This window comes from Streptomyces sp. NBC_00525 (genome assembly GCF_036346595.1).
Classification (GTDB): Bacteria; Actinomycetota; Actinomycetes; order Streptomycetales; family Streptomycetaceae; genus Streptomyces.
Genome location: NZ_CP107834.1, coordinates 1,901,138 through 1,923,720 on the forward strand (window position 1 = coordinate 1,901,138; position 22,583 = coordinate 1,923,720).

Consider the following 22,583-nt stretch of genomic DNA (forward strand, 5'->3'; position numbering starts at 1 on the left):
GGTCACAGCCCATGAGTTTGGCATTTGATATGAAGGGAAGACGCGCTATTCGACCGCGGTTTTACGGATGCCAATCGAGACGTCTAGGGTGCCTGAGATGTTCCACGCTCCGAACGCAATGCAGAGGACCGCACTCCCCCCGGTGACCGAGGGTGCGGAGGTCAGACGCCCTGCGCGGGAGGATGCGGGCAGGAAGCGCGACGCCCACTTCGACAACGCCAAGTACCTCGCCATCGTGCTCGTCGCGGTGGCGCATTCCTGGGTTCCGGTCATGGACGGGAGCCGGACCGCCCGTGCGCTGTACATGGTGGTCTACACATTCCACATGCCCGCCTTCATCCTCATCTCGGGCTATTTCTCCCGGTCGTTCGACCTGACCCCCGCCAAGGTGAAGCGGCTGATCACCGGCATCGCCGTGCCCTATGTGGTGTTCGAGACGGCGTACTCGCTGTTCCGCCGGTACGCCAACGACGTGCCGGGCGCCCCCGTCAGCCTGCTGGACCCCTGGTATCTGACCTGGTTCCTGGCCGCCCTGTTCATCTGGCGGCTCACCACCCCGGTGTGGCGCAATCTCCGCCATCCGCTGGCCGTTTCGCTCGTGATCGCCGTGCTCGCGTCGGTCTCCCCCAGCATCGGCCGGGACCTCGATCTGCCGCGCGTCCTGCAGTTCCTGCCCTTCTTCGTCCTCGGACTCCAGCTGAAGCCGGAGCACTTCGAGCTGGTCCGCCGCCGCGAGGCCCGGCTGATGGCTCTCCCCCTGTTCGCCTGCGCCCTGGTCGTCGCGTACTGGGCGGCGCCCCGGATGCAGCTGGGCTGGTTCCTGCGCGACTCCAGCGCCCAGGAGATGGGGGCGCCGTGGTGGTCGGGCGCGGTCATGACGCTGGCGATGTTCTGCTGCGCGACGCTGCTGACGGCCGGGTTCCTGGCCCTGGTGCCGCGCCGCCACATGTGGTTCACGGTGCTCGGCGCGGGCACGATCTGCGGCTATCTGCTGCACGGCTTCCTGGTGAAGGGCGCCGACTACGCGGGCGTCTTCGACGACCACGCGTGGCTGGTCTCGCCGACCGGCCTGGTCGTCGTGACCGCGGTCGCGGCCACCGCCGTCACCCTGCTGTGCACCCCGCCGGTGCGGCGGGCCCTGCGCTGTGTGACCGAGCCCGACATGGACTGGGCGTTCCGCCGGGACTCCGCCAGGATCTGATCCTTCCGCGTACGCGTACGACGAAGCCCGGCCCCGTGCGGCCGGGCTTTCGTCGTGCCGGGCCGGTGTTGGCTCAATCCCGTCGTTCGAGGGGCTCCTGCGGTGCGGTGAGCCCCAACAGCCCACGCATCCGCGCATACTTCGCGGTCAGCCGGGTACGCACGGCCGGCTCCAGCACCGCGAGGCGGGCCGGGTCGGCGTTGTGGGCGAGGTCCGCCTCCTTGACGAGCAGGGCGCCGGGGGTCGCGAGGATGCGCCGGCTGTACGCCTCCGGCTCCTCCCCCGCCCGCTTGGTGACCGCGAGGACCATGTCCTTGACCTCCTCCGGCAGCGCGGCCCCGGCCAGCCACTCGGCGGACAGCGCGTCGTCCTCCACGGCGTCGTGCAGCCAGGCCGCGGCGATCTGCGCCTCGCTGCCGCCCCTGGCCCGGACGCCCTCCGCGACGGCGGCGAGGTGTTCGGCGTAGGGCCGCCCGGCCTTGTCCCGCTGACCGGCATGGGCGGCGCGGGCCAGGGCCTCGATCTCGGTGAGCGTCAAGCGGGGAGGCGTCATGGCGAGGACTCTAGGCCCTCGGGCGGGCCCGGAGTACGGCCCGTACGCCCGTTTGCGGGCCCGGAGTACGGCCCGTACGCGCACTCGACAGTTGCAACGTCAATTGTTCGGTAAACTAACCGATGACTCCCCCTTGACCTTTTCTTGACCTCTTGAAAGGCCAGGCTCATCGGACACGCAGACACACTCATCGCCATGGGCGGCGCCTTCCTCGCCGCCGCCGTCCTCGCCCGCGTCGGCCGCCGCATCGGGCTGCCGACGATCCCCCTGTTCATCCTGGCCGGGATTCTCCTCGGCCCGCACACTCCCGGCATCGTCCTCGTCGCCGATCCGCACGAGCTGGAGATGCTCTCCGCGCTCGGCCTGGTGCTGCTCCTCTTCTACCTGGGGCTCGAGTTCCATCTGGACGATCTCAAGACCGGCGGCCGCAAGATGGTGGTCGCCGGGACCGTCTACCTCATCCTGAACGTGGGTGCCGGGCTCGGCTTCGGCTTCGCGGTGGGCTGGGGCACGGCCGAGGCGCTGGTGCTCGCCGGCGTGATCGGCATCTCCTCGTCGGCCATCGTCACCAAAGTCCTGGTCGACCTGGGCAGGCTCGGCGATCCGGAGACCCGGCCGATCCTCGGCATCATCGTGGTCGACGACATCTTCCTCGCCCTGTACCTGGCCGCCCTCCAGCCCGTCCTGTCCGGCGCGGACAGCCTCGGCGCGGCGGTGACGGACGGGAGCAAGGCGTTCGGCTTCCTGCTCGTGCTCGCCCTGGCCGCCCGCTACGGCACCCGGCTGATCGGCAGGCTGATCAACACGCGGGACGACGAACTCCTCGTCATCTCGTTCCTGGGGGCCGCCGTCCTGGTGGCCGGGATCTCGGACTGGTTCGGCGTCGCGGACGCGATCGGCGCCTTCATGGTGGGGCTGATGCTCGGCAACACGTCGTCGGGCGACCGCATCCGCACGCTGGTGCACCCCCTGCGGGACGCGTTCGGCGCGATCTTCTTCTTCGCCTTCGGTCTCTCCATCGACCCCGGCGACCTGCCGACCGTGCTGTGGCCGGTGCTGGCCGCCGTCGCGATCACCCTCGCGATGAACATCCTCTCCGGTATCGCCACGGCCAGGGTGTACGCGTTCGGCCCGCAGGCCGCCGCGAAGATCGCCACCACCCTGGTGGCGCGCGGCGAATTCGCGCTGATCCTCGCCACGATGGCGGCCGGTGCCGGGCTGAACGAACGGCTCTCCCCGTTCATCGCGGGCTACGTCCTGGTCCTCGCGGTCCTCTCCCCGCTGGCGGCCGGGCGCTCGCACTGGCTGGCCCGCATCCTGCCGGGCCGAAGCGAGCCGGCGCTCCCCGAGCCGGCCCGGACCGGTTCAGGACGTGCGTGACAGGAGCAGCAGGGCCCGGTCGTCGTTGACGTCCTTGGCGCAGGCTTCGATCAGGTGCCAGGCGGCGCCCTCGAAGCCGGTGCTCACATAGCGGTCGGCCTCGCCGGTCAGCCGGTCGATGCCCTCCGCGATGTCCCGGTCGGCGGCCTCGACCAGCCCGTCGGTGAACAGCATCAGCACGTCGCCGGGGGCGAGATGGCCCTTGACGGCGTCGAACTCGGCGCCGTCGTACACCCCGAGCAGCGGGCCCTCCGCCGCCTTCTCCTCCCACTGGCCGCTGCCGGCGTGGAGCTGGAGGGCCGGCGGATGGCCCGCCGAGAGGAGTTCGTAGTCGCCGGTCTCCAGGTCCAGGACGAGGTGGATGGAGGTGGCGAAGCCCTCGTCCCAGTCCTGGCGGAGCAGATAGCCGTTGGCGGCGGGCAGGAAGCCGTGCGGCGGCAGCGAGCCGAGGAGCCCGCCGAAGGCGCCGGACAGCAGCAGGGCGCGGGAGCCCGCGTCCATGCCCTTGCCGGAGACGTCGGTCAGGACGGCTTCCAGGGTGCTTCCGCCCTGGGTGCGCGCCGCGACGACGAAGTCGCCGGAGAAGGACTGCCCGCCCGCCGGGCGCAGCGCCATCTCGCGGTGCCAGCCGTGCGGGAGGCGGGGCAGCGAGCTCTGGACCCGGATGCGTTCGCGCAGGTCGAAGAGCATGGTGCCGCCGCGCCGCCAGGGCACCCCGACGCGGGCCCGGAACTGGGCGAGGATCAGCCCGAAGAATCCGCAGGCCGCGACGGTGAGCACGGTGCCGGGGGTGACTCCGGCCGGGCCGTCCTCGTAGGGGCCGAGCCGGACGGACTCGACGATGAGGGCGGCGGCGGACGCCGCGTAGAGGCCGAGGAGGCTGGCGGGGCGCAGCAGCAGCCCGCCCGCGACGATCGGCAGGACGAGCATGGTGGGCGCGCACCAGACCGGGTCGAGCAGGGTGCAGGCGGTGATGACCGGGATGACGAGCATCAGGCCGGCCAGGGCGACCCAGTCGGAGCCGTCGCCGCGGAAGTAGTCGACCCCGGACCGGCGCAGCGTGCCGTAGACCCGGCGCGCCGATTTCCGCAATCGGGCCGGGTACGTCTCTGTTCCTGCGCGTCGGGCCATTGCGGGGACCTTATCCACCCGGCGGCCTCCGGTGCAGGGGGACCCCATGACAATGCGTTCGAAAACGGCCCGCCGGGTGTCGTACCGGCGGGTAGGCGAGAGGTGTCACGCGGTCTGGCAGCCGGGGCACCAGAAGAGGTTGCGGGCGGCGAGATCGGCGGTGCGGATCTCGGTGCCGCAGATGTGGCAGGCCTGGCGGGCGCGCCGGTAGACGTACACCTCGCCGCCGTGGTCGTCGACGCGCGGCGGGCGGCCCATGGCCTCGGGCAGGTGCTCGGGGCGGACGGTGTCGATGCGGTTGTGGCGTACGCCCTCGCGCATCAGTGCGCACAGGTCCGCCCAGATCGCGTCCCACTCGCGGCGGGTGAGGTCCCGGCCCGCGCGGTAGGGGTCGATGCCGTGCCGGAAGAGCACTTCGGCGCGGTAGACGTTGCCGACGCCCGCGATGACCTTCTGGTCCATCAGCAGGGCGGCGACGGTGATCCGGCTGCGGGAGATCCGCTGCCAGGCCCGTTCGCCGTCCTCGCCGTCGCGCAGCGGGTCGGGGCCGAGCCGGTCGTGTATCGCGGCCTTCTCGGCGTCGGTGATCAGGGCGCAGGTGGTGGGGCCGCGCAGGTCGGCGTGGTGGGCGTCGTTGAGCAGGCGCAGCCGGACGGTGTCGGTGGGCGGCGGGGCCGGCACCGTACCGAAGCCCAGTTTGCCGAACAGGCCGAGGTGGATGTGGACCCAGCCGGTGTCCCCGAAGCCGAGGAAGAGGTGCTTGCCGTGGGCGTCGGCGGTGTCGAGGACCTGTCCGTCGAGCAGGGCGGCGCTGTCCGTGAACTTGCCCTGCGGGCTGCTCGCCCGGACCGGCCGGCCGGCGAAGCGCTCGCGGTGGTCCGCGGCGAGGCGGTGGATCGTGTGTCCCTCGGGCACGGTGGCGGGTCTCCTGGCTGGTGCGGGGTCCGGACATGGCTGTGCCGCCGGGCGGACCGGCGGCACAGGGAGTCGGTCAGCCCTGCTGGGGGTGGTGGGCGGGGATCGGGGGGAGTTCGCCGGTGTTCTCGTAGGCGGTGAGCATGTCGATGCGGCGGGTGTGCCGCTCCTCGCCGGAGTACGGGGTGGCGAGGAAGATCTCGACGAACTTGGTGGACTCCTCGACGGTGTGCATCCGGCCGCCGATGGAGATCACGTTGGCGTTGTTGTGCTCGCGGCCGAGGGCGGCGGTCTGCTCGCTCCAGGCGAGCGCGGCGCGGACGCCCTTGACCTTGTTGGCCGCGATCTGCTCGCCGTTGCCGGAGCCGCCGATCACGATGCCGAGGCTGTCCGGGTCGGCGGCCGTCTTCTCGGCGGCCCGGAGGCAGAACGGCGGGTAGTCGTCCTGGGCGTCGTAGACGTGGGGGCCGCAGTCGACGGCTTCGTGGCCCTGAGCCGTGAGCCACTCGACGAGGTGGTTCTTGAGTTCGTAACCGGCATGGTCCGATCCGAGGTACACGCGCATGGGAGGAGTGTGGCACGTGCGGCGCGGGGCCGCCGACGACGGGGGGCGGCGTGCCCGAAGGCGGGCAGGGACGCGAAGAGGCCCGCCGGGGGTCCGGCGGGCCTCTCGGTGAGTCCGTACGGGTCAGCCGCGGCGGCCCAGGAGCTTCCAGGCGGCCGGCAGCGCGCCCATGGCGAGGGCTGCCTTCAGCGCGTCGCCGAGCAGGAACGGCGTCAGGCCCGCGGCGATCGCCGCGCTCGCCGACATGCCGGTGGACAGGGCGAGGTAGGGCACGCCGACCGCGTAGATGAGCGCGGAGCCGAGGACCATCGTCCCGGCGGTGCGCAGGACCGAGCGGTCGCCGCCGCGCCGGGCGAGGCCGCCGACGACGGTGGCGGCCAGGAGCATGCCGAGGACGTAGCCGAAGGAGGCGCCGCCGGCGCCGGAGCTGCCGGCCGAGAACCACGGCATGCCCGCCATGCCGACGAGCGTGTACACGGCGAGGGAGAGGAAGCCCCGGCGGGCGCCGAGCGCGGTGCCGACGAGGAGGGCCGCGAAGGTCTGGCCGGTGACCGGGACCGGGGAGCCGGGGACGGGCACGGCGATCTGGGCGGCTATGCCGGTGAGCGCGGCGCCACCGAGCACCAGCGCGGCGTCCACGGCGTAGCGGTGCCGAGCGGCGGGGAGCAGATCGGCGAGGACCGCTCCGGTGCGGGCGGGGGCGGCAGCAGTGCTCATCGGGGACTCCGCGGGGTGAGGGTGGGACGGCTGGGGACGGACTGATCGTGACGTTAGCCGACTGAGCCGTGCTCGATCACCATCGGCGGCCCACAAAGCGGCGGTTGGGCCGTTGGTGGAATTCATACAAGAGCAGCAGCGCAATCACCGCGGGGGGTGACGCTGGTCACGAAGGTGGGGATGGTTTCCGCAGCTCCGGCCCGGGGAGGGGCGCGGGTCCGTGACTGTGCACTCCCTCCAAAAGCGCGACACGCCGGGACGGGGGCCTAAGCCCAAGGACCGACCCGGAGTTCGGCACTTTTGCTGTTAGCCTGCTCTTGCATAGAGGTTGCAATAACAACTTGTCAGCAGTTGGAGGGTTCGAAACCAATGGCCACGTACACGCTCCCGGAACTCCCGTACGACTACGCCGCGCTCGAACCGGTCATCAATCCGCAGATCATCGAGCTGCACCACGACAAGCACCACGCCGCCTATGTGAAGGGCGCCAACGACACCCTGGAGCAGCTGGAGGAGGCGCGCGACAAGGAGGCGTGGGGAGCGATCAACGGCCTCCAGAAGAACCTCGCCTTCCACCTGTCCGGCCACATCCTGCACTCCATCTACTGGCACAACATGACCGGTGACGGCGGCGGCGAGCCCCTCGCGGCGGACGGCGTCGGCGACCTCGCGGACGCGATCACCGAGTCCTTCGGCTCGTTCGCCGGCTTCAAGTCCCAGCTGACGAAGGCGGCGGCCACCACCCAGGGCTCCGGCTGGGGCGTCCTCGCCTACGAGCCGGTCAGCGGCAAGCTGATCGTCGAGCAGGTCTACGACCACCAGGGCAACGTCGGCCAGGGCTCCACGCCGATCCTGGTGTTCGACGCCTGGGAGCACGCCTTCTACCTCCAGTACAAGAACCAGAAGGTCGACTTCATCGAGGCGATGTGGGCCGTCGTCAACTGGCAGGACGTGGCCAGGCGCTACGCCGCCGCCAAGGAGCGCGCGGACGTCCTGCTGCTCGCCCCCTGACCGGGCACCCCGAACGTCCTGCCTCGTGATCGTCTTCTCACCCTTCACCTGGCAGGCGGTTGAAGAGGAGGCCCCCGCCCGGACGTGACGGACGGGGGCCCTCCTTGTTGCCCCGGCGGCTGCCATGATGTCTGCCATGAGGAGCACTTCATGACCGTCACCGTCCACGAGTTGGTCCACTACCCGGTCAAGGGCTGTGCCGGAACCTCGGTGGACTCCGCCCGCGTCACCGTCACCGGCCTCGCCCACGACCGGACGTTCATGGTGGTCGCCGCGGCCGACGGCGCGTTCCGCAGCCAGCGCACCCACCCCGCGATGGCGGCGATCGGCGTCCGCGTCCTGGACTCGGGTGCGGCCCTCGCCCTGTCCGCCGAGGGGCCCGGAACACTGCGCCTGGACGTCGACCCGGACGGGCCGCGCCGCGAGGTCAGCATGTTCGGCAAGGCCCTCGGGCCCGCCGCGGACCAGGGCGACGCGGCGGCGGAGTGGTTCTCCGAGGCGCTCGGGGCCGCGTCCCGGCTGGTACGGGTGGTCCCCGGCTTCGACCGCGACGGCTGGGGCGAGACCCCCGGCAAGGTCAACTTCGCCGACGCGCACGCGGTCCTGGTCACCTCGACGGCCTCGCTGGCCGGGCTCAACGCCCGCATCGCGGAGCGGGGCGACGCCGCGCCCGTCCCCATGAACCGCTTCCGGCCCAACATCGTGCTGGCCGGCGACGGCGAACCGCACTTCGAGGACCGGGTGGCCGGGATGACCGTGGGCACCGCCGAACTCGCCTACTCGGTACGGGCGCTGCGGTGCAACGTCCCGCTCGTGGACCAGCGCACCGGCCTCCGCGCGGGCCCGGAGCCGGTGCGCACGATGGCCACGTACCGTAAGGAGCCGGAGTACGGCAACAAGCTCAGCTTCGGCACGAAGAACGCGGTGGTCCGCGAGGGCGTGGTGCGGGTCGGCGACCCGGTCGCCGTGCACAGCGCGGTGGCCGGCTGAACCCCCCGTAAAACCGGCTGCCGCGCGCGGCCCGCTCTCCTATCGTCGTGCCGATGTTCCCCGTGAACGGGACGACGACGTGGAGGATGACTGTGCGCTACCGCGAGCTGGGACGCAGCGGACTTTCGGTGTCGGAGATCGGCTACGGAGCCTGGGGCATCGGCGAGTCGAGCTGGGTGGGGGCGAGTCGGGACGAGTCGCTGCGCGCCCTGAACCGGGCCGTCGACCTCGGCGTGAACCTGATCGACACGGCGCGCGGCTACGGCGAGAGCGAGCGCATCGTCGGAGAGGTCGTGCGCGCGCGGGCCGGTGACGGGGTGCTCGTCGCGACCAAGGTGCCGCCGAAGAACGGGGTGTGGCCGGCGGCCGACGGCACGGACCCGGCGGACGCGTTCCCCGGCGAGCACATCCGCGCCAGCCTGGAGACCAGCCTTGCCGCCTCCGGCCTCGACCACTTCGACGTGCTCCAGTTCCACGTCTGGAACGACGAGTGGCTGGGGCGCGGGGACTGGCTGGAGACGGTCGCCGCGCTGAAGCGGGAGGGCAAGATCCGGCTGTTCGGGGTCTCCGTCAACGACCACGCGCCCGACAGCGCCCTCGCACTGGTGCGCAGCGGCGCGGTGGACAGCGTGCAGGTCATCTACAACGTGTTCGACCAGTCCCCCGCCGACGCGCTGCTGCCGGCCTGCCAGGAGTACGGGGTCGGGGTCGTCGTGCGGGTCGCGCTGGACGAGGGCGGGCTGACCGGCCGGATCACCGCGGACACGACGTTCCCCGAGGGCGACTGGCGCAACCGCTACTTCCGCGACGACCGCCCGGCCGAGGTCGAGCGGCGCGTCGCGGCGATCGTCGCGGACCTGGGCATCGGGCAGGACGAGATCGCCGAGCACGCGCTGCGGTTCGTCCTGAGCCACCCGGCCGTCTCCACCGTCATCCCGGGCATGCGCAGCGTGCGCAACGTGGAGCGCAACACCGCCGTCGGCGACGGACGTCCGCTGACCGCCGAGCAGTTGGCGGTGCTGGCGAAGCACCGCTGGCAGCGCGACTTCTACTCCTGAGAGGCGCCCGGCCGCTGGTCCGGTCGCGGCTGCTGGTCCTTCGGGGTCTTCGTCCACGGGCCGACGCCGAGCCGGCCGGTGGTCCCGAGGTCCAGTTCCGGGGTGACGGTCACCGGTTCGGCGCCGGGCCTGGCGGTGACCTCGACGTAGGGGGCGTCGACCGGGTCGCCGGCCGTGGTGGTGTTGCGCCAGGCGAGGTTGGCGTAGGCGCTCTCGCCGGGCCGCAGTGTGACGGGGCGGGGCGAGGGGTCGCCGCCGATCCCGGTGGAGATCTTGTCGGTGCCGCGCAGGATGTCCACGCCGGTCACCGGCTCGCGGTCCTCGCCCAGGAGCCGCAGCGCGGGGTAGCCGTTCAGGCGGTAGTCGGCGGTGGAGCAGTTGACCAGGTGGATGCCGACGACGCGCAGGCCCATCGCGGCGTCGCCCTTGTCGTTGGTGATGCGGACCCCGGAGGGCGGGCAGGCGTCCGTCCCGCCGGGCGCCCCGTTCGCCGGGACGGCGCGGACCTTGGTGATCCGGGCCCGGTGGCCGCGCGCGGAGCCGGGTCCTTCGTCCGTGTCGAGGGGGCGGCGCACGGTCTGGCCGGGCTTCACCGCCTCGACGGTGCGCGTGACGCTGTCCATGGCCTCGCCGAAGCCGTTCACCAGGGTGAAGGTGATGGTGTAGGTCAGCGGTTCGTCGTCGTTGTTGGTGACCTCGAACCCGGTGGAGGGGGCGCCGGAGGGCCCGCACTTGCCGCTGATGACCCGGACGTCGTCCCAGGTCCGGCCGGCCGGGTCGGGGACCGGGGCGAGGGAGGCGCAGGTGGCGGCGGGCGAGGCCCCGGCGGCCGTCTCCTTCCCGCAGCCGGTGAGCAGCGCGGTGCTCGCGAGGGCGGCACACAGGGCGAGGACGGGGGCGGGGCGCATCCGTCCAGAAGATCAAAGCGCACCGGGAGGTGCTGTGCGCCAGGTCACATATCGCGTCACGGTGGCGTCACAAGGGCGCGGGGGTCGGGCCCGAAGACGGCCGGACCCCCGCGTCGGGGTGCTCAGTCGAAGATCGGGCCCTGGGTACGGGTGCGCTTGATCTCGTAGAAGCCGGGGATGGAGGCGACCATCAGGGTGCCGTCCCAGAGCTTCGCGGCCTCCTCGCCCTTGGGCGCGGGGGTGACGACCGGGCCGAAGAAGGCGATCTGTCCGCCGTCCGGGCCGGGTACGGCGATGACCGGCGTGCCGACCTCCTGGCCCACCTTCTCGATGCCCTCCCGGTGGGAGGCGCGCAGTTCGGTGTCGTAGGCGTCGGAGTCCGCGTACGCGGCCAGTTCGACGGGCAGGCCGACGTCCTTCAGCGCGGCCTCGACGGCCTCGGGGGTGACGCCCTCGCCCCGGTTGTGGATGCGGGTGCCGAGCGCGGTGTAGAGCGGGCCGACCACCTCGTCGCCGTGCTTCTGCTGGGCGGCGACGACGACCCGTACCGGGCCCCACGCCTTGTTCTCCAGCATGTCGCGGTACTCCTCCGGCAGCTCGTCGATCCGGTCCTCGTTGAGCACGGACAGGCTCATGACGTGCCAGCGGACCTCGACGTCGCGGACCTTCTCCACCTCCAGCATCCAGCGGGAGGTCATCCAGGCCCAGGGGCAGACCGGGTCGAACCAGAAGTCGACGGGGGTCCTGCCGCTCGCCGTGCTGTTGTCAGACATCTCTCTCCTCGAACTGGACCGAACGCTCCGTGCGCGAGAACACCGGACGACGCTCCGGCCATTCCCGCCCGCGACTCCGGGAGGCGGCATGCGAGGATCAAACTATTCGAACGTGACACAAAGGAGTGTGCCGTGCCCGGCGAGAACCTGTCCCGCGACGAGGCCCGCGAGCGAGCGGAGCTGCTGACCGTCGACGGTTACGACGTCGAACTCGACGTCCGTTCGGCGGTCGGCGACCCCGGCCGGGACGAGCGGGCCCATGGCCCGCTGACCTTCCGCTCGGTGACGACGATCCGGTTCCGCACGCGGCGCGGCGGCGCGTCCACCTTCGCGGACCTGATCGCCCCGTCCGTCAGCGCGGTGACGCTGGACGGTGCCGAGCTGGACCCGGCCGCCGTGTTCGACGGGGCGCGGGTGACGCTGGCGGACCTGTCGGAGGGCGAGCACGTCCTGGTGGTCGACGCGCAGTGCGCGTACAGCCGTACCGGCGAGGGCATGCACCGCTTCGTCGACCCGGAGGACGGCGAGGTCTACCTCTACACCCAGTACGAGCCGGCGGACGCGCGCCGCGTCTTCGCCAACTTCGAGCAGCCCGACCTCAAGGCCCCGTACCGCTTCCGGGTGACGGCGCCCGCGGAGTGGACGGTGTGGAGCAACGGCGCGGAGGAGTCCCGCGAGGGCGGGGTGTGGCGGTTCGCGGAGACGAAGCCGATCTCCACGTACATCACGGCGGTCGTCGCCGGTCCCTACCACTACGTGACGGACTCCTACAGCCGGACCTTCGAGGACGGCACGACGCTGGAGATCCCGCTCGGCGCGATGTGCCGCAAGGGGCTCGCCAAGCACTTCGACGCCGACGACGTCTTCCTGATCACCAAGCAGGGCCTGGACTTCTTCCACGACAACTTCGACTACCCGTACCCGTTCGGGAAGTACGACCAGGCGTTCGTGCCGGAGTACAACCTCGGCGCGATGGAGAATCCGGGCTGTGTCACGTTCCGCGAGGAGTACATCTTCCGCGGCAAGGTGACGCAGGCGGCGTACGAGGGCCGGGCCAACGTCATCCTGCACGAGATGGCGCACATGTGGTTCGGGGACCTCGTCACCATGGGGTGGTGGGACGACCTGTGGCTGAAGGAGTCCTTCGCGGACTTCATGGGCGTCTTCGCGATGACCGGCGCGACCCGCTTCGAGGACGGCTGGATCACCTTCGCGAACAACCGCAAGTCCTGGGCGTACCGCGCCGACCAGCTGCCGTCCACCCACCCGATCACGGCCGACATCCGTGACCTGGAGGACGCCAAGCTGAACTTCGACGGCATCACGTACGCCAAGGGCGCCTCGGTGCTCAAGCAGCTGGTGGCGTACGTGGGCCGGGAGGCGTTCCTGGAGGGCGCCCGGCGCTACTTCAAGAAGCACGCCTACGGCAACACCACGCTCGGGGACCTGCTGTCGGTGCTGTCCGAGACGTCCGGGCGGGACATGACCGCGTGGTCGCGCTCCTGGCTGCAGACCGCGGGCGTCAACTCGATGACCCCGGTGGCGACGTACGACGCGGCCGGCCGGATCACCGAGCTGGCCGTCCTCCAGGAGGCCGCCGAGTCCCACCCGGAGCTGCGGCCGCACCGGGTCGCCGTGGGCCTGTACCGGCGCGACGCCGAGGGCGCGCTGGTGCGCTACGCGCGTGCCGAGGCGGACGTGTCGGGCCCGCGCACGGTGATCGGGGAGCTGGCCGGGGCCGAGCGGCCCGAGCTGATCCTGGTCAACGACGACGACCTGACGTACTGCAAGGTGCGGTTCGACGAGGTGTCGCTGGCCACGCTGCGGGCGCATCTGGGCGACATCACGGACCCGCTGGCCCGTGCCCTGTGCTGGTCGGCGCTGTGGAACCTCACGCGGGACGGGCTGATGCCGGCCCGTGACTTCGTATCTCTGGTGCTGGCGTTCGCGGGGCGCGAGACGGACATCGGCGTGCTCCAGATGCTGCACGCCTGGACGCGCGGCGCGCTGACGCACTACGCGGCGCCCGCGTGGCGCGAGGAGGGCGGCCGGGCGCTGGCCGAGGGCGCGCTCGGCGAACTGCGGCTCGCCGAGCCCGGCAGCGAGCACCAGCTGGCCTGGGCCCGGTTCTTCGCGTCGGTGGCCGCGTCGGACACCGACTTCCAGCTGCTGTCCGGGCTGCTCGACGGGTCCGCCCGGATCGACGGGCTGGACGTGGACCAGGAACTGCGCTGGGCGTTCCTGTCGCCGCTGGTCTCGCATCTGGTGGCCGACGAGGCGGCGGTGGACGCGGAGCTGGCGCGGGACGACACGGCGTCCGGCGAGCGGCACCGGGTGCGGTGCCTGGCGTCCCGGCCGTCCGCCGAGGTGAAGGCGCGGGCGTGGGCGGACGTCGTGGAGTCGGACGCGCTGTCCAACGCGCTGGTGGAGGCCACGATCGCGGGCTTCGAGCAGTCCTCGCAGCGGGAGTTGCTGGCGCCCTACGCGGAGCGGTACTTCGAGGCGATCGAGCGGGTGTGGGCGGACCGGTCGATCCAGATCGGGATGGCCGTGGTGCGGGGCCTGTTCCCGTCGCTCCAGGACGACCCGGCGACGCTGGAGGCGACCGACGCCTGGCTGGAATCGCACGCGGACGCGGCACCGGCGCTGCGCCGGCTGGTACTGGAGTCCCGCGACGACCTGGCGCGCGCCCTGCGGGCGCAGGCGGTCGACTCGGTGGCGTAACGGAGTCACGGGCGGGACGGGCGGGTCGGTACGCGTGGCGTATCGGCCCGTTCGTCCCGTCTGACGCTTCGGCACCAGTGGCGGGATTACGCCATGTACTCAACAAGTCCCCCACAACTCTCCACAAACCCCTGTCATTTACGAAAGGGTGAGCGGTCATCCGGTACCGATTTCCGGACTCTCTCTTTCACTTACAGGGATGCTGATGACCTCCGAATCCCCCGGTTCCATATCCGGAGCGAGACGAGCGGCCCGGGTGGCGGCCGTCGCCGGTCTGGCGGCCGCGCTGGCCGCCTCCGGCATGGCCCCCGTCTTCGCCGCCGACGACCCGGCAGGCTCACCCGTCAAGGAGGCCGGTGCCACCGCTCCGGCCGACAAGCTGGGCACCGCCGACGCCGAGGTCCTGACCAAGGCCAAGGCCAAGGGCGAGAAGAACGTCACCATGATGGTCGCGACCACCCCCGGCGCGACCGAGCAGGTCACCAAGCAGCTGGACGCCGTCAAGGGCTCCGTGCTGGGCCTCGCCTACGACAGACTCGGCTACGTCCGGGCGACCGTGCCGACCTCCGCCGCCGAGGCCACCATCAAGGCGGCGTCGAAGCTCAGCTCCGTCCACGGCATCGATCTCAAGCAGGAGATCATGCTGGACGACCCGACGCCCGCGGCCGACCGGGCCACCGGCGCCAAGGCGCGGACGAAGTCCACCGGCAGCTACCCGGCGCCGGGGAAGAAGACCCCGGCGAAGAACCCGTACAACCCGTCCTTCGAGACGGGCGCGGTCGACTTCGTGCGGCAGCACCCCAAGGCGGACGGCCGCGGGATCACCATCGGCGTGCTGGACTCGGGCGTGGACGTCGCCCACCCGGCGCTGCAGAAGACCACCACCGGCGAGCGCAAGATCGTCGACTGGGTGACCGCCACCGACCCGGTGAGCGACGGCGACGGCACCTGGCTGCGGATGACGGACGCCGTCTCCGGCCCGGTGTTCACGTACAAGGGGCGTACGTACAACGCGCCCAAGGGGTCGTACCGGATCAGCGTGTTCGCCGAGGCCGCCACCAAGGGCGGCGACATGGCGGGCGACCTGAACCGCGACGGCGACACCACCGACACCTGGGCCGTCCTCTACGACCCGGTCACCGGCACCTCCCGCGTCGACCTGAACGGCAACGCGGACTTCCGCGACGACACCGCGCTCAAGCCGTACAAGGAGAAGCACCAGGTCTCCTACTTCGGCAAGGACGACCCGCGCACCGACGTGGTCGAGCGCATCCCGTTCGTCGTCGAGAACCGCGCGGACGTCGTCTACAACGCGGCGGGCGACACCGCCGACTTCGTCTCCATCGGTGTCATCGAGTCCGAGCACGGCACGCACGTCGCGGGCATCACCGCCGCCAACGGCCTGTTCGGCGGGAAGATGGACGGTGCCGCGCCCGGCGCGAAGATCGTCTCCTCGCGCGCCTGCACCTGGTCCGGCGGCTGCACCAACATCGCGCTCACCGAGGGCATGATCGACCTCGTCGTGAACCGCGGCGTGGACATCGTCAACATGTCGATCGGCGGTCTGCCGCCGCTGAACGACGGCAACAACGCCCGCGCCGAGCTGTACAAGCGGCTCGTGGACATCTACGGCGTCCAGCTGGTCATCTCGGCCGGCAACGACGGCCCCGGCGTCAACACCATCGGCGACCCCGGCCTCGCCGACCACGTCATCTCGGTCGGCGCGTCCATCTCCAAGGAGACCTGGGCCGCCAACTACGGCTCCGGCGTCACCAAGAAGTACGACATGATGCCGTTCTCCTCGCGCGGCCCGCGCGAGGACGGCGGATTCGCGCCGACCCTGACCGCCCCCGGCGCGGCCATCAACTCCACGCAGACCTGGCTGCCCGGCGGCCCGGTCAAGGAGGCCGGCTACTCGCTGCCCGCCGGCTACTCGATGCTCCAGGGCACGTCGATGGCCTCCCCGCAGGCCGCCGGCGCCGCCGCGCTGCTGCTGTCCGCCGCGAAGCAGAAGCACATCGAGCTGCCCCCGGCCGATCTGCGCACCGCGCTGACCAGCACCGCCACCAAGATCAAGGGAGTGCCCGCGCACGCCCAGGGCGCCGGTCTGATCGACATCGTGGACGCCTGGAAGCTGATCTCCCGGAAGGGCGCCCCGGCGCACGAGTACACCGTCAAGGCGCCGGTGGACACCGCGATCGACTTCGCGCTGAAGACCCCGGGCTTCGGCACCGGCCTCTACGACCGCGAGGGCGGCCTGAAGGCGGGCCAGAAGAAGACCTACGACGTCACGGTCACCCGCACCACGGGCCCCGACCGCGACGTCGCGCACAAGCTCTCCTGGAAGTACGACGACGGCACCTTCCGGATCGTCGGCCCCAAGAAGGTCTCGCTGCCGCTCGGCAAGCCGGTCACCGTCAAGGTCCAGGCGAAGCCGCGCACCGCGGGCGTGCACAGCGCGATCCTCCAGCTCGACGACAGGAAGACCGCCGGCACCGACCAGCAGATCCTCACCACGGTCGTCGTCTCCAAGGAGCTGGCGAAGCCGTCCTACGCGTACACGACGTCCGGCACGGTGCAGCGCAACAGCACCACGTCGTACTTCGTGACCGTGCCGGAGGGGGCCAGGACCCTGGAGGTCTCGCTGGGCGCCCTGCGCTCGGGCAGCCAGACCCGCTTCATCTCCATCCACCCGTACGGGGTGCAGATGGAGGACAGCAGCACGCCGAACTGCTACCCGAACTACGAGAACCCGGCCAACACCTGCCGCCCGGACGCGCGTTCCTACGCCGACCCGCAGCCCGGCGTCTGGGAGATCGAGGTCGAGGCGCGGCGCACCTCGCCGCTGCTGGACAACCCGTACCGGCTGAACGTGGCGCTGCTCGGCGCGACCTTCGACCCGGCGGTGCAGACCATCGCCGAGGCGAAGATCGGCACCCCGGCCGCGGTCGACTGGACGGTCACCAACAACGCGGGGCCCCTGGAGGCGCACCTCAAGGGCGGCTCGCTGGGCTCGGCGGACGTGGAGCGCCCGTCGATCTCCACCGGTGGCACGTACGTCAAGGAGGTCACCATCGGTGAGGGCGTCGAGAAGCTGGACGTCGCCATCGGCGGCACCACCGACGCCAACGCCGACCTCGACCTGTACGTGTACAAGGGTTCCGCCGAGGTGGGCGCCTCCACCACGGCGGGCTCCGAGGAGTCCGTCAGCCTGCTGAAGCCGGCCGCCGGCACGTACACCGTCCTGATCGACGGCTACGACGTCCCGGCCGGCACCACCGAGTACGACTACCGCGACGTCTACTACTCGGCGGCGCTCGGCACCATCTCCGTGGACGAGTCGAAGGCCGTGAACCTGGCCGCCGGCGAGTCCGCCGAGGTCGGCGCCGAGGTGAAGGTGGCCGGCGCGGCCCCCGAGGGCCGGCAGTTCTTCGGTGAGGTCAGCCTGGTGAACGCGCGCGGCACCGCGGCGGGCACCGGCAGCGTGGTGATCCAGAACGTCACCCCGTAGTCACACCGTGTCGAACATGTGACGTGCACAACGGCGGGGGCGGGTGCTCACGGAGCGCCCGCCCCCGCTGCGCTGCGCATACGCGGTCCGCAGGTCGGACAATGGATTGGACAAGGCAGCCGTGGACATACGCATCATGGAGCGGCAACCGTGCCCGTTCGTACGTCTGAGGGAGTTCCTGTGAAGGTCGGAATCGTCGGCGCCACCGGTCAGGTCGGCACAGTCATGCGCAGCATCCTGGCCGAACGCGAGTTCCCGGCCGACGAGCTGCGGCTGTTCGCTTCCGCGCGTTCGGCCGGCTCCACCATCGAGTGGAAGGGGCGCGAGATCACCGTCGAGGACGCCTCGACCGCCGACTACACCGGCCTGGACATCGTGCTGTTCTCGGCCGGCGGCGCCACCTCCAAGGCACTCGCCGAGAAGGTCGCCTCGCAGGGCGCCGTGGTGATCGACAACTCCTCGGCCTGGCGCAAGGACCCCGAGGTCCCGCTGGTCGTCTCCGAGGTCAACCCGCACGCGATCGCGAACCGCCCCAAGGGCATCATCGCCAACCCGAACTGCACCACGATGGCCGCCATGCCCGTGCTGCGCCCGCTGCACGAGGAGGCGGGGCTCGAAGCGCTCACCGTCGCCACGTACCAGGCGGTCTCCGGCTCCGGCCTGGCCGGTGTCGCCGAGCTGCACGGCCAGGCGTCCAAGGTCGTCGCCGACGCGGACAAGCTCACGCACGACGGCGCGGCCGTGGACTTCCCCGAGCCCGGCGTCTACAAGCGCCCCATCGCCTTCAACGTGCTGCCGCTGGCCGGCGCCATCGTGGACGACGGCTCCTTCGAGACGGACGAGGAGCAGAAGCTCCGCAACGAGTCCCGCAAGATCCTGGAGATCCCCGGCCTGAAGGTCTCCGGCACCTGTGTCCGCGTCCCGGTCTTCTCCGGCCACTCGCTCCAGGTGAACGCCCGCTTCGCCCGCCCGATCGGCGTGGAGCGCGCGTACGAGCTGCTCAAGGACGCGCCGGGCGTCGAGCTGTCCGAGATTCCCACGCCGCTCCAGGCCGCGGGCAAGGACGCCTCCTTCGTGGGGCGCATCCGCACCGACGAGACCGCGGAGAACGGCCTGGCGCTGTTCGTCTCCAACGACAACCTGCGCAAGGGCGCGGCGCTGAACGCGGTCCAGATCGCGGAGCTGGTCGCGGCCGAGCTGCGCGGCTGAACCGGTCGTTCCCGAGCGCCGGGCGGGGCCGGATTTCCGGCCCCGTCCGGCGCTGCGGACAGGCGCGGGGGCTCGTGGAAGGATGGCCGGAAACATCACAGAGCAAGGAGATGACCGCGTGCCTGGCACGAATCTGACCCGCGAAGAGGCACAGGAGCGGGCGCGCCTGCTGACCGTGGACGCGTACGAGATCGATCTCGACCTCTCCGGAGCGCAGGAGGGCGGGATCTACCGGTCCGTCACCGTCGTGCGCTTCGACTCCGCCGAAGCCGGTGCGGAGACCTTCATCGACCTGGTCGCCCCCGCGGTGCACGAGGTCGAGCTGAACGGCAGGGCGTTGGACGTCGCGGCGGTGTTCCGCGACTCCCGGATCGCCCTGCCCCACCTGCAGGCCGGTGCCAACGAGCTGAAGGTCGTCGCCGACTGCGCGTACACCAACACGGGCGAGGGCCTGCACCGCTTCGTCGACCCGGTCGACGAGCAGGCGTACCTCTACACCCAGTTCGAGGTCCCGGACGCGCGCCGCGTCTTCGCGAGCTTCGAGCAGCCGGACCTGAAGGCGACCTTCCGGTTCACCGTGAAGGCCCCGGCCGGCTGGACCGTGATCTCCAACTCGCCGACGCCGGAGCCGAAGGACGACGTCTGGTCCTTCGAGCCGACGCCGCGCGTCTCCACGTACATCACCGCGCTGATCGCCGGTCCGTACCACTCGGTGCACAGCAGCTACGAGAAGGACGGCCGGACCGTTCCGCTGGGCATCTACTGCCGGCCCTCGCTGGCCGAGTTCCTGGACGCGGACGCGATCTTCGACGTGACCCGGATGGGCTTCGACTGGTTCCAGGAGAAGTTCGACTACGACTACCCGTTCGCCAAGTACGACCAGCTCTTCGTCCCCGAGTTCAACGCGGGCGCGATGGAGAACGCGGGCGCGGTCACCATCCGCGACCAGTACGTGTTCCGGTCCAAGGTGACGGACGCCGCGTACGAGACGCGGGCCGAGACCATCCTGCACGAGCTGGCCCACATGTGGTTCGGCGACCTCGTCACGATGGAGTGGTGGAACGACCTCTGGCTGAACGAGTCGTTCGCCACGTACACCTCGGTCGCCTGCCTCGCGTACGCGGAGGGCTCCGGCTGGCCGCACTCGTGGACCACGTTCGCCAACTCCATGAAGACCTGGGCCTACCGGCAGGACCAGCTCCCCTCGACGCACCCGATCATGGCGGACATCCGCGACCTGGACGACGTCCTGGTCAACTTCGACGGCATCACGTACGCCAAGGGCGCCTCCGTCCTCAAGCAGCTCGTGGCGTACGTCGGCATGGACGAGTTCTTCAAGGGCGTGCAGGCGTACTTCAAGGCGCACGCCTTCGGCAACACCCGGCTGACCGATCTGCTGGGCGCGCTGGAGGAGACCTCCGGCCGCGACCTGAAGACCTGGTCGAAGGCGTGGCTGGAGACGGCCGGCATCAACGTCCTGCGCCCGGAGATCGAGACCGACGAGAACGGTCACGTCACCTCGTTCAGCGTGCTCCAGGAGGCGCCCGCGCTGCCCGCCGGCGCCAAGGGCGAGCCGACGCTGCGCCCGCACCGGATCGCGATCGGCTGCTACGACCTGGATGCCGGGGGCAGCCTGGTGCGTACGGACCGGATCGAGCTGGACGTGGACGGCGAGCGCACCGCCGTGCCGTTCCCGGCCGGCACGGCGCGCCCGGCGGTCGTCCTGCTCAACGACGACGACCTGTCGTACGCGAAGGTCCGCCTGGACGCGGAGTCGCTGCGGGTCGTCACGGAGCACCTGGGCGACTTCACCGAGTCGCTGCCGCGCGCCCTGTGCTGGGCGTCGGCCTGGGACATGACGCGGGACGGCGAGCTGGCCGCCCGCGACTACCTGGCGCTGGTGCTGGCCGGGATCGGCAAGGAGTCGGACATCGGTGTGGTGCAGTCGCTGCACCGCCAGGTCAAGACGGCGATCGACCTGTACGCGACGCCGGAGTGGCGCGAGGCGGGCCTGACGCAGTGGACCGAGGCGACGCTCGCGCACCTGCGCGCGGCGGAGCCGGGCAGCGACCACCAGCTGGCCTGGGCGCGCGCCTTCGCGGCCACCGCCCGCACCCCGCAGCAGCTGGACCTGCTGCGCGCGCTGCTCGACGGCGCCGAGGCGATCGAGGGCCTGACCGTGGACACCGAGCTGCGCTGGTCGTTCGTGCAGCGGCTCGCGGCCACCGGCCTGATCGACGAGGAGGAGATCGACGCCGAGTACGCGCGGGACCGGACGGCGGCGGGCGAGCGCCACGCGGCCTCCGCCCGTGCGGCGCGGCCCACCGAGGAGGCGAAGGCCGAGGCGTGGGCGTCGGTCGTGGAGTCCGACAAGCTGCCGAACTCCCTCCAGGAGGCGGTCATCGCGGGCTTCGTGCAGACCGACCAGCACGAGCTGCTGGCCCCGTACGCGGAGAAGTTCTTCGCCTCGGTGAAGGGTGTCTGGGACTCGCGGAGCCACGAGATGGCCCAGCAGGTGGCCATCGGCCTGTACCCGGCGCTCCAGGTCTCGCAGGAGACCCTGGACGCGACGGACGCCTGGCTGGCCGCGGCCGAGCCGGGCGCGGGTCTGCGCCGGCTGATCTCGGAGTCCCGCTCGGGCGTGGAGCGCGCGCTGCGGGCACGGGAGGCGGACGCGGCGGCCGCGACCGCGTAACCGGTACGTGTGGGTAAGGGGCACCCCTCCGGAGGGGTGCCCCTTACCCGTGCCCTGGGTCCGTCAGGCGCGGGACGCCTCGTGGCGGGCGGCCAGTTCGGCGGCGCCGGTCTCCGTGAGGGAGCCGTGCAGGCGCATCCGGGCGACGCCGCCGTCCGGGAAGGCGTCCAGCCGGACATGGGTGACCACGGCTTCCTCCGGCAGCGGGAAGCGGTGGACGGTGTCGGGCTGGAGCCGGGTGCGCGGGATGATCTCGAACCAGTCGCCGTCCTCGCCGTCCCGGCCGTGCAGGGCGATCCAGCCGGCCGCGTTGCCCAGGAGGCAGGCGGTGTCGATCTCGACCGCGCGGACGGCGCCCTGGGCGGGCAGCCGGAAGCGGACCCAGTCGTTGGTGCCGCGGACCCGGCGGCGGCGGTTCTCCCAGCCGTCGTCCATCTTGCGGGAGGTGCCGGGCAGGATGATCTGGGTCGGCGAGGAGTAGAAGCGGTCCGAGGCGTCCTCGTAGCTGCCGCCGTTGAGGACCGCGATCAGGTCGAAGGTGCCGAGCGCGGCCAGCCAGGACGGGTCGGGGACCACTTCGCCGTGCACGCGCAGACGGGCGATGCCGCCGTCGGGGTGCTGGCAGAGCCGGATGTGGGTCCAGCGGCGTCCGCCGGTGACCTCGAAGCCGTTGGCGGCGTGGCCGCGTACGGGGGTCGGCGGGACGATCTCCTCCCACTTCACGTCGTCGGCGAGCAGCTCATCGGGGCCGGGCGCGCCGTCCACGCAGGTGGCCTGGACCGAGACGCGCTGCGGGTAGTTGCCCCGGAAGTGGGCGGTGTCGACGACGATGCCCCGGATGATGCCGGGGGCGCCGAGGCGGATCAGGGCCCAGTCGTGGTCGTCGGGGGCCGGGAACGGATGGGCGGCGTCGGTGCCGCGCCGGCGACGGGTCTCCCAGCCGTCCATGATCTTGCCCTTGTGGCCGAAGCGCTCCGGGTCGAAGACCGCGCGTTCGCGCAGGAGGAGGTTCTCGCGCTGGGCGAAGAACTCGTCGTTGGCGGCGATCACGCCCGCGCCGAGCCGCCGGTCGGCGAGGTCCACGAGGTCGGTGAAGGGGAGGTCGGCGGTGCGGTAGTCGGCGTAGGGGTCGCCACCGCCGTAGGGGGCCGCGTCGTTGGCATGGGGATCGTCGTGCCGGGTCTCATCCTGTTCGGTGGTCATGGGCCCACTGTCGTACGCCGGAAGCACGTAGGTCCATCG

Annotated in this window: 17 protein-coding genes; 9 read left to right on the top strand and 8 right to left on the bottom strand. The window is 71.4% G+C overall.

Going from position 1 to position 22,583, the window contains the following annotated elements:
- Positions 1 to 97: 97 nt before the first annotated feature.
- Positions 98 to 1,201, top strand: a complete 1,104-nt coding sequence (locus OG710_RS08480) for an acyltransferase family protein (protein ID WP_199563824.1) — start codon at positions 98 to 100, stop codon at positions 1,199 to 1,201.
- Between the two features lie 73 nt (positions 1,202 to 1,274).
- Here OG710_RS08480 and OG710_RS08485 read toward each other — a convergent pair whose 3' ends face one another.
- Positions 1,275 to 1,754, bottom strand: coding sequence for an HD domain-containing protein (locus OG710_RS08485; RefSeq protein ID WP_330238758.1), 480 nt, complete (start codon positions 1,752 to 1,754; stop codon positions 1,275 to 1,277).
- Between the two features lie 195 nt (positions 1,755 to 1,949).
- Here OG710_RS08485 and OG710_RS08490 point away from each other — a divergent pair, with 195 nt between their 5' ends.
- Complete coding sequence (locus OG710_RS08490; protein WP_330238759.1) at positions 1,950 to 3,134, top strand: cation:proton antiporter; 1,185 nt, start codon at positions 1,950 to 1,952, stop codon at positions 3,132 to 3,134.
- On the opposite strand, the gene OG710_RS08495 is transcribed toward OG710_RS08490, so the two are convergent.
- The 4 genes from OG710_RS08495 to OG710_RS08510 form a co-directional block, all read right to left on the bottom strand.
- Positions 3,120 to 4,265 (bottom strand): PP2C family protein-serine/threonine phosphatase, encoded by a 1,146-nt coding sequence (locus tag OG710_RS08495; RefSeq protein WP_330238760.1) that lies wholly within the window; start codon positions 4,263 to 4,265, stop codon positions 3,120 to 3,122. The two genes, OG710_RS08490 and OG710_RS08495, sit on opposite strands and share 15 nt — an antisense overlap.
- Before the next feature lie 105 nt (positions 4,266 to 4,370).
- The gene (locus OG710_RS08500) at positions 4,371 to 5,180 is read right to left on the bottom strand and encodes an Fpg/Nei family DNA glycosylase (protein WP_330238761.1); all 810 of its coding nucleotides are present in this window, start codon (positions 5,178 to 5,180) and stop codon (positions 4,371 to 4,373) included.
- A 76-nt stretch (positions 5,181 to 5,256) separates the two neighbouring features.
- Positions 5,257 to 5,745 (bottom strand): ribose-5-phosphate isomerase, encoded by a 489-nt coding sequence (locus OG710_RS08505; RefSeq protein WP_330238762.1) that lies wholly within the window; start codon positions 5,743 to 5,745, stop codon positions 5,257 to 5,259.
- 123 nt (positions 5,746 to 5,868) lie between these two features.
- The gene (locus tag OG710_RS08510) at positions 5,869 to 6,462 is read right to left on the bottom strand and encodes a biotin transporter BioY (RefSeq protein WP_330238763.1); all 594 of its coding nucleotides are present in this window, start codon (positions 6,460 to 6,462) and stop codon (positions 5,869 to 5,871) included.
- Positions 6,463 to 6,831: 369 nt separating this feature from the next.
- Here OG710_RS08510 and OG710_RS08515 point away from each other — a divergent pair, with 369 nt between their 5' ends.
- From OG710_RS08515 to OG710_RS08525, 3 genes are all read left to right on the top strand, one after another.
- Complete coding sequence (locus tag OG710_RS08515; protein ID WP_111331647.1) at positions 6,832 to 7,473, top strand: superoxide dismutase; 642 nt, start codon at positions 6,832 to 6,834, stop codon at positions 7,471 to 7,473.
- 150 nt (positions 7,474 to 7,623) lie between these two features.
- Positions 7,624 to 8,463: an MOSC domain-containing protein gene (locus tag OG710_RS08520; RefSeq protein WP_330238764.1), complete on the top strand. Its 840-nt coding sequence runs from the start codon at positions 7,624 to 7,626 to the stop codon at positions 8,461 to 8,463.
- 92 nt (positions 8,464 to 8,555) lie between these two features.
- Positions 8,556 to 9,521 carry an aldo/keto reductase gene (locus OG710_RS08525; protein ID WP_111331637.1) on the top strand — a complete coding sequence of 322 codons (966 nt, stop codon included), beginning with the start codon at positions 8,556 to 8,558 and terminating at the stop codon, positions 9,519 to 9,521.
- On the opposite strand, the gene OG710_RS08530 is transcribed toward OG710_RS08525, so the two are convergent.
- Both OG710_RS08530 and OG710_RS08535 read right to left on the bottom strand, forming a co-directional pair.
- Entirely contained in the window at positions 9,512 to 10,429 is a 918-nt protein-coding gene (locus OG710_RS08530; protein ID WP_330238765.1) for a DUF4232 domain-containing protein, read from the bottom strand. The genes OG710_RS08525 and OG710_RS08530 overlap by 10 nt on opposite strands.
- 122 nt (positions 10,430 to 10,551) lie before the next feature.
- Entirely contained in the window at positions 10,552 to 11,202 is a 651-nt protein-coding gene (locus OG710_RS08535; protein ID WP_330238766.1) for a mycothiol-dependent nitroreductase Rv2466c family protein, read from the bottom strand.
- Positions 11,203 to 11,334: 132 nt separating this feature from the next.
- On the opposite strand from OG710_RS08535, the gene pepN (OG710_RS08540) reads away from it, so the two are divergent.
- The 4 genes from pepN (OG710_RS08540) (at position 11,335) to pepN (OG710_RS08555) (ending at position 21,341) form a co-directional block, all read left to right on the top strand.
- Positions 11,335 to 13,926 carry an aminopeptidase N gene (pepN, locus tag OG710_RS08540; RefSeq protein WP_330238767.1) on the top strand — a complete coding sequence of 864 codons (2,592 nt, stop codon included), beginning with the start codon at positions 11,335 to 11,337 and terminating at the stop codon, positions 13,924 to 13,926.
- Positions 13,927 to 14,125: 199 nt separating this feature from the next.
- Complete coding sequence (locus tag OG710_RS08545) at positions 14,126 to 17,437, top strand: S8 family serine peptidase (protein WP_330238768.1); 3,312 nt, start codon at positions 14,126 to 14,128, stop codon at positions 17,435 to 17,437.
- 180 nt (positions 17,438 to 17,617) lie between these two features.
- Positions 17,618 to 18,646, top strand: coding sequence for an aspartate-semialdehyde dehydrogenase (locus OG710_RS08550; RefSeq protein ID WP_330238769.1), 1,029 nt, complete (start codon positions 17,618 to 17,620; stop codon positions 18,644 to 18,646).
- A 118-nt stretch (positions 18,647 to 18,764) separates the two neighbouring features.
- Positions 18,765 to 21,341, top strand: coding sequence for an aminopeptidase N (pepN, locus tag OG710_RS08555; RefSeq protein WP_330238770.1), 2,577 nt, complete (start codon positions 18,765 to 18,767; stop codon positions 21,339 to 21,341).
- A gap of 63 nt (positions 21,342 to 21,404) precedes the next feature.
- On the opposite strand, the gene alc is transcribed toward pepN (OG710_RS08555), so the two are convergent.
- Positions 21,405 to 22,544 carry an allantoicase gene (gene alc, locus OG710_RS08560; RefSeq protein WP_111331625.1) on the bottom strand — a complete coding sequence of 380 codons (1,140 nt, stop codon included), beginning with the start codon at positions 22,542 to 22,544 and terminating at the stop codon, positions 21,405 to 21,407.
- Positions 22,545 to 22,583: the final 39 nt, after the last annotated feature.

What these genes read in the sequence shown, in the direction of transcription:
- OG710_RS08480 (WP_199563824.1), top strand. Translation starts at nt 98, where the DNA reads ATGTTCCACGCTCCGAACGCAATGCAGAGGACCGCACTCCCCCCGGTG.
- OG710_RS08485 (WP_330238758.1), bottom strand. Translation starts at nt 1,754, where the DNA reads ATGACGCCTCCCCGCTTGACGCTCACCGAGATCGAGGCCCTGGCCCGC.
- OG710_RS08490 (WP_330238759.1), top strand. Translation starts at nt 1,950, where the DNA reads ATGGGCGGCGCCTTCCTCGCCGCCGCCGTCCTCGCCCGCGTCGGCCGC.
- OG710_RS08495 (WP_330238760.1), bottom strand. Translation starts at nt 4,265, where the DNA reads ATGGCCCGACGCGCAGGAACAGAGACGTACCCGGCCCGATTGCGGAAA.
- OG710_RS08505 (WP_330238762.1), bottom strand. Translation starts at nt 5,745, where the DNA reads ATGCGCGTGTACCTCGGATCGGACCATGCCGGTTACGAACTCAAGAAC.
- OG710_RS08510 (WP_330238763.1), bottom strand. Translation starts at nt 6,462, where the DNA reads ATGAGCACTGCTGCCGCCCCCGCCCGCACCGGAGCGGTCCTCGCCGAT.
- OG710_RS08515 (WP_111331647.1), top strand. Translation starts at nt 6,832, where the DNA reads ATGGCCACGTACACGCTCCCGGAACTCCCGTACGACTACGCCGCGCTC.
- OG710_RS08520 (WP_330238764.1), top strand. Translation starts at nt 7,624, where the DNA reads ATGACCGTCACCGTCCACGAGTTGGTCCACTACCCGGTCAAGGGCTGT.
- OG710_RS08530 (WP_330238765.1), bottom strand. Translation starts at nt 10,429, where the DNA reads ATGCGCCCCGCCCCCGTCCTCGCCCTGTGTGCCGCCCTCGCGAGCACC.
- OG710_RS08535 (WP_330238766.1), bottom strand. Translation starts at nt 11,202, where the DNA reads ATGTCTGACAACAGCACGGCGAGCGGCAGGACCCCCGTCGACTTCTGG.
- OG710_RS08545 (WP_330238768.1), top strand. Translation starts at nt 14,126, where the DNA reads ATGCTGATGACCTCCGAATCCCCCGGTTCCATATCCGGAGCGAGACGA.
- alc (WP_111331625.1), bottom strand. Translation starts at nt 22,544, where the DNA reads ATGACCACCGAACAGGATGAGACCCGGCACGACGATCCCCATGCCAAC.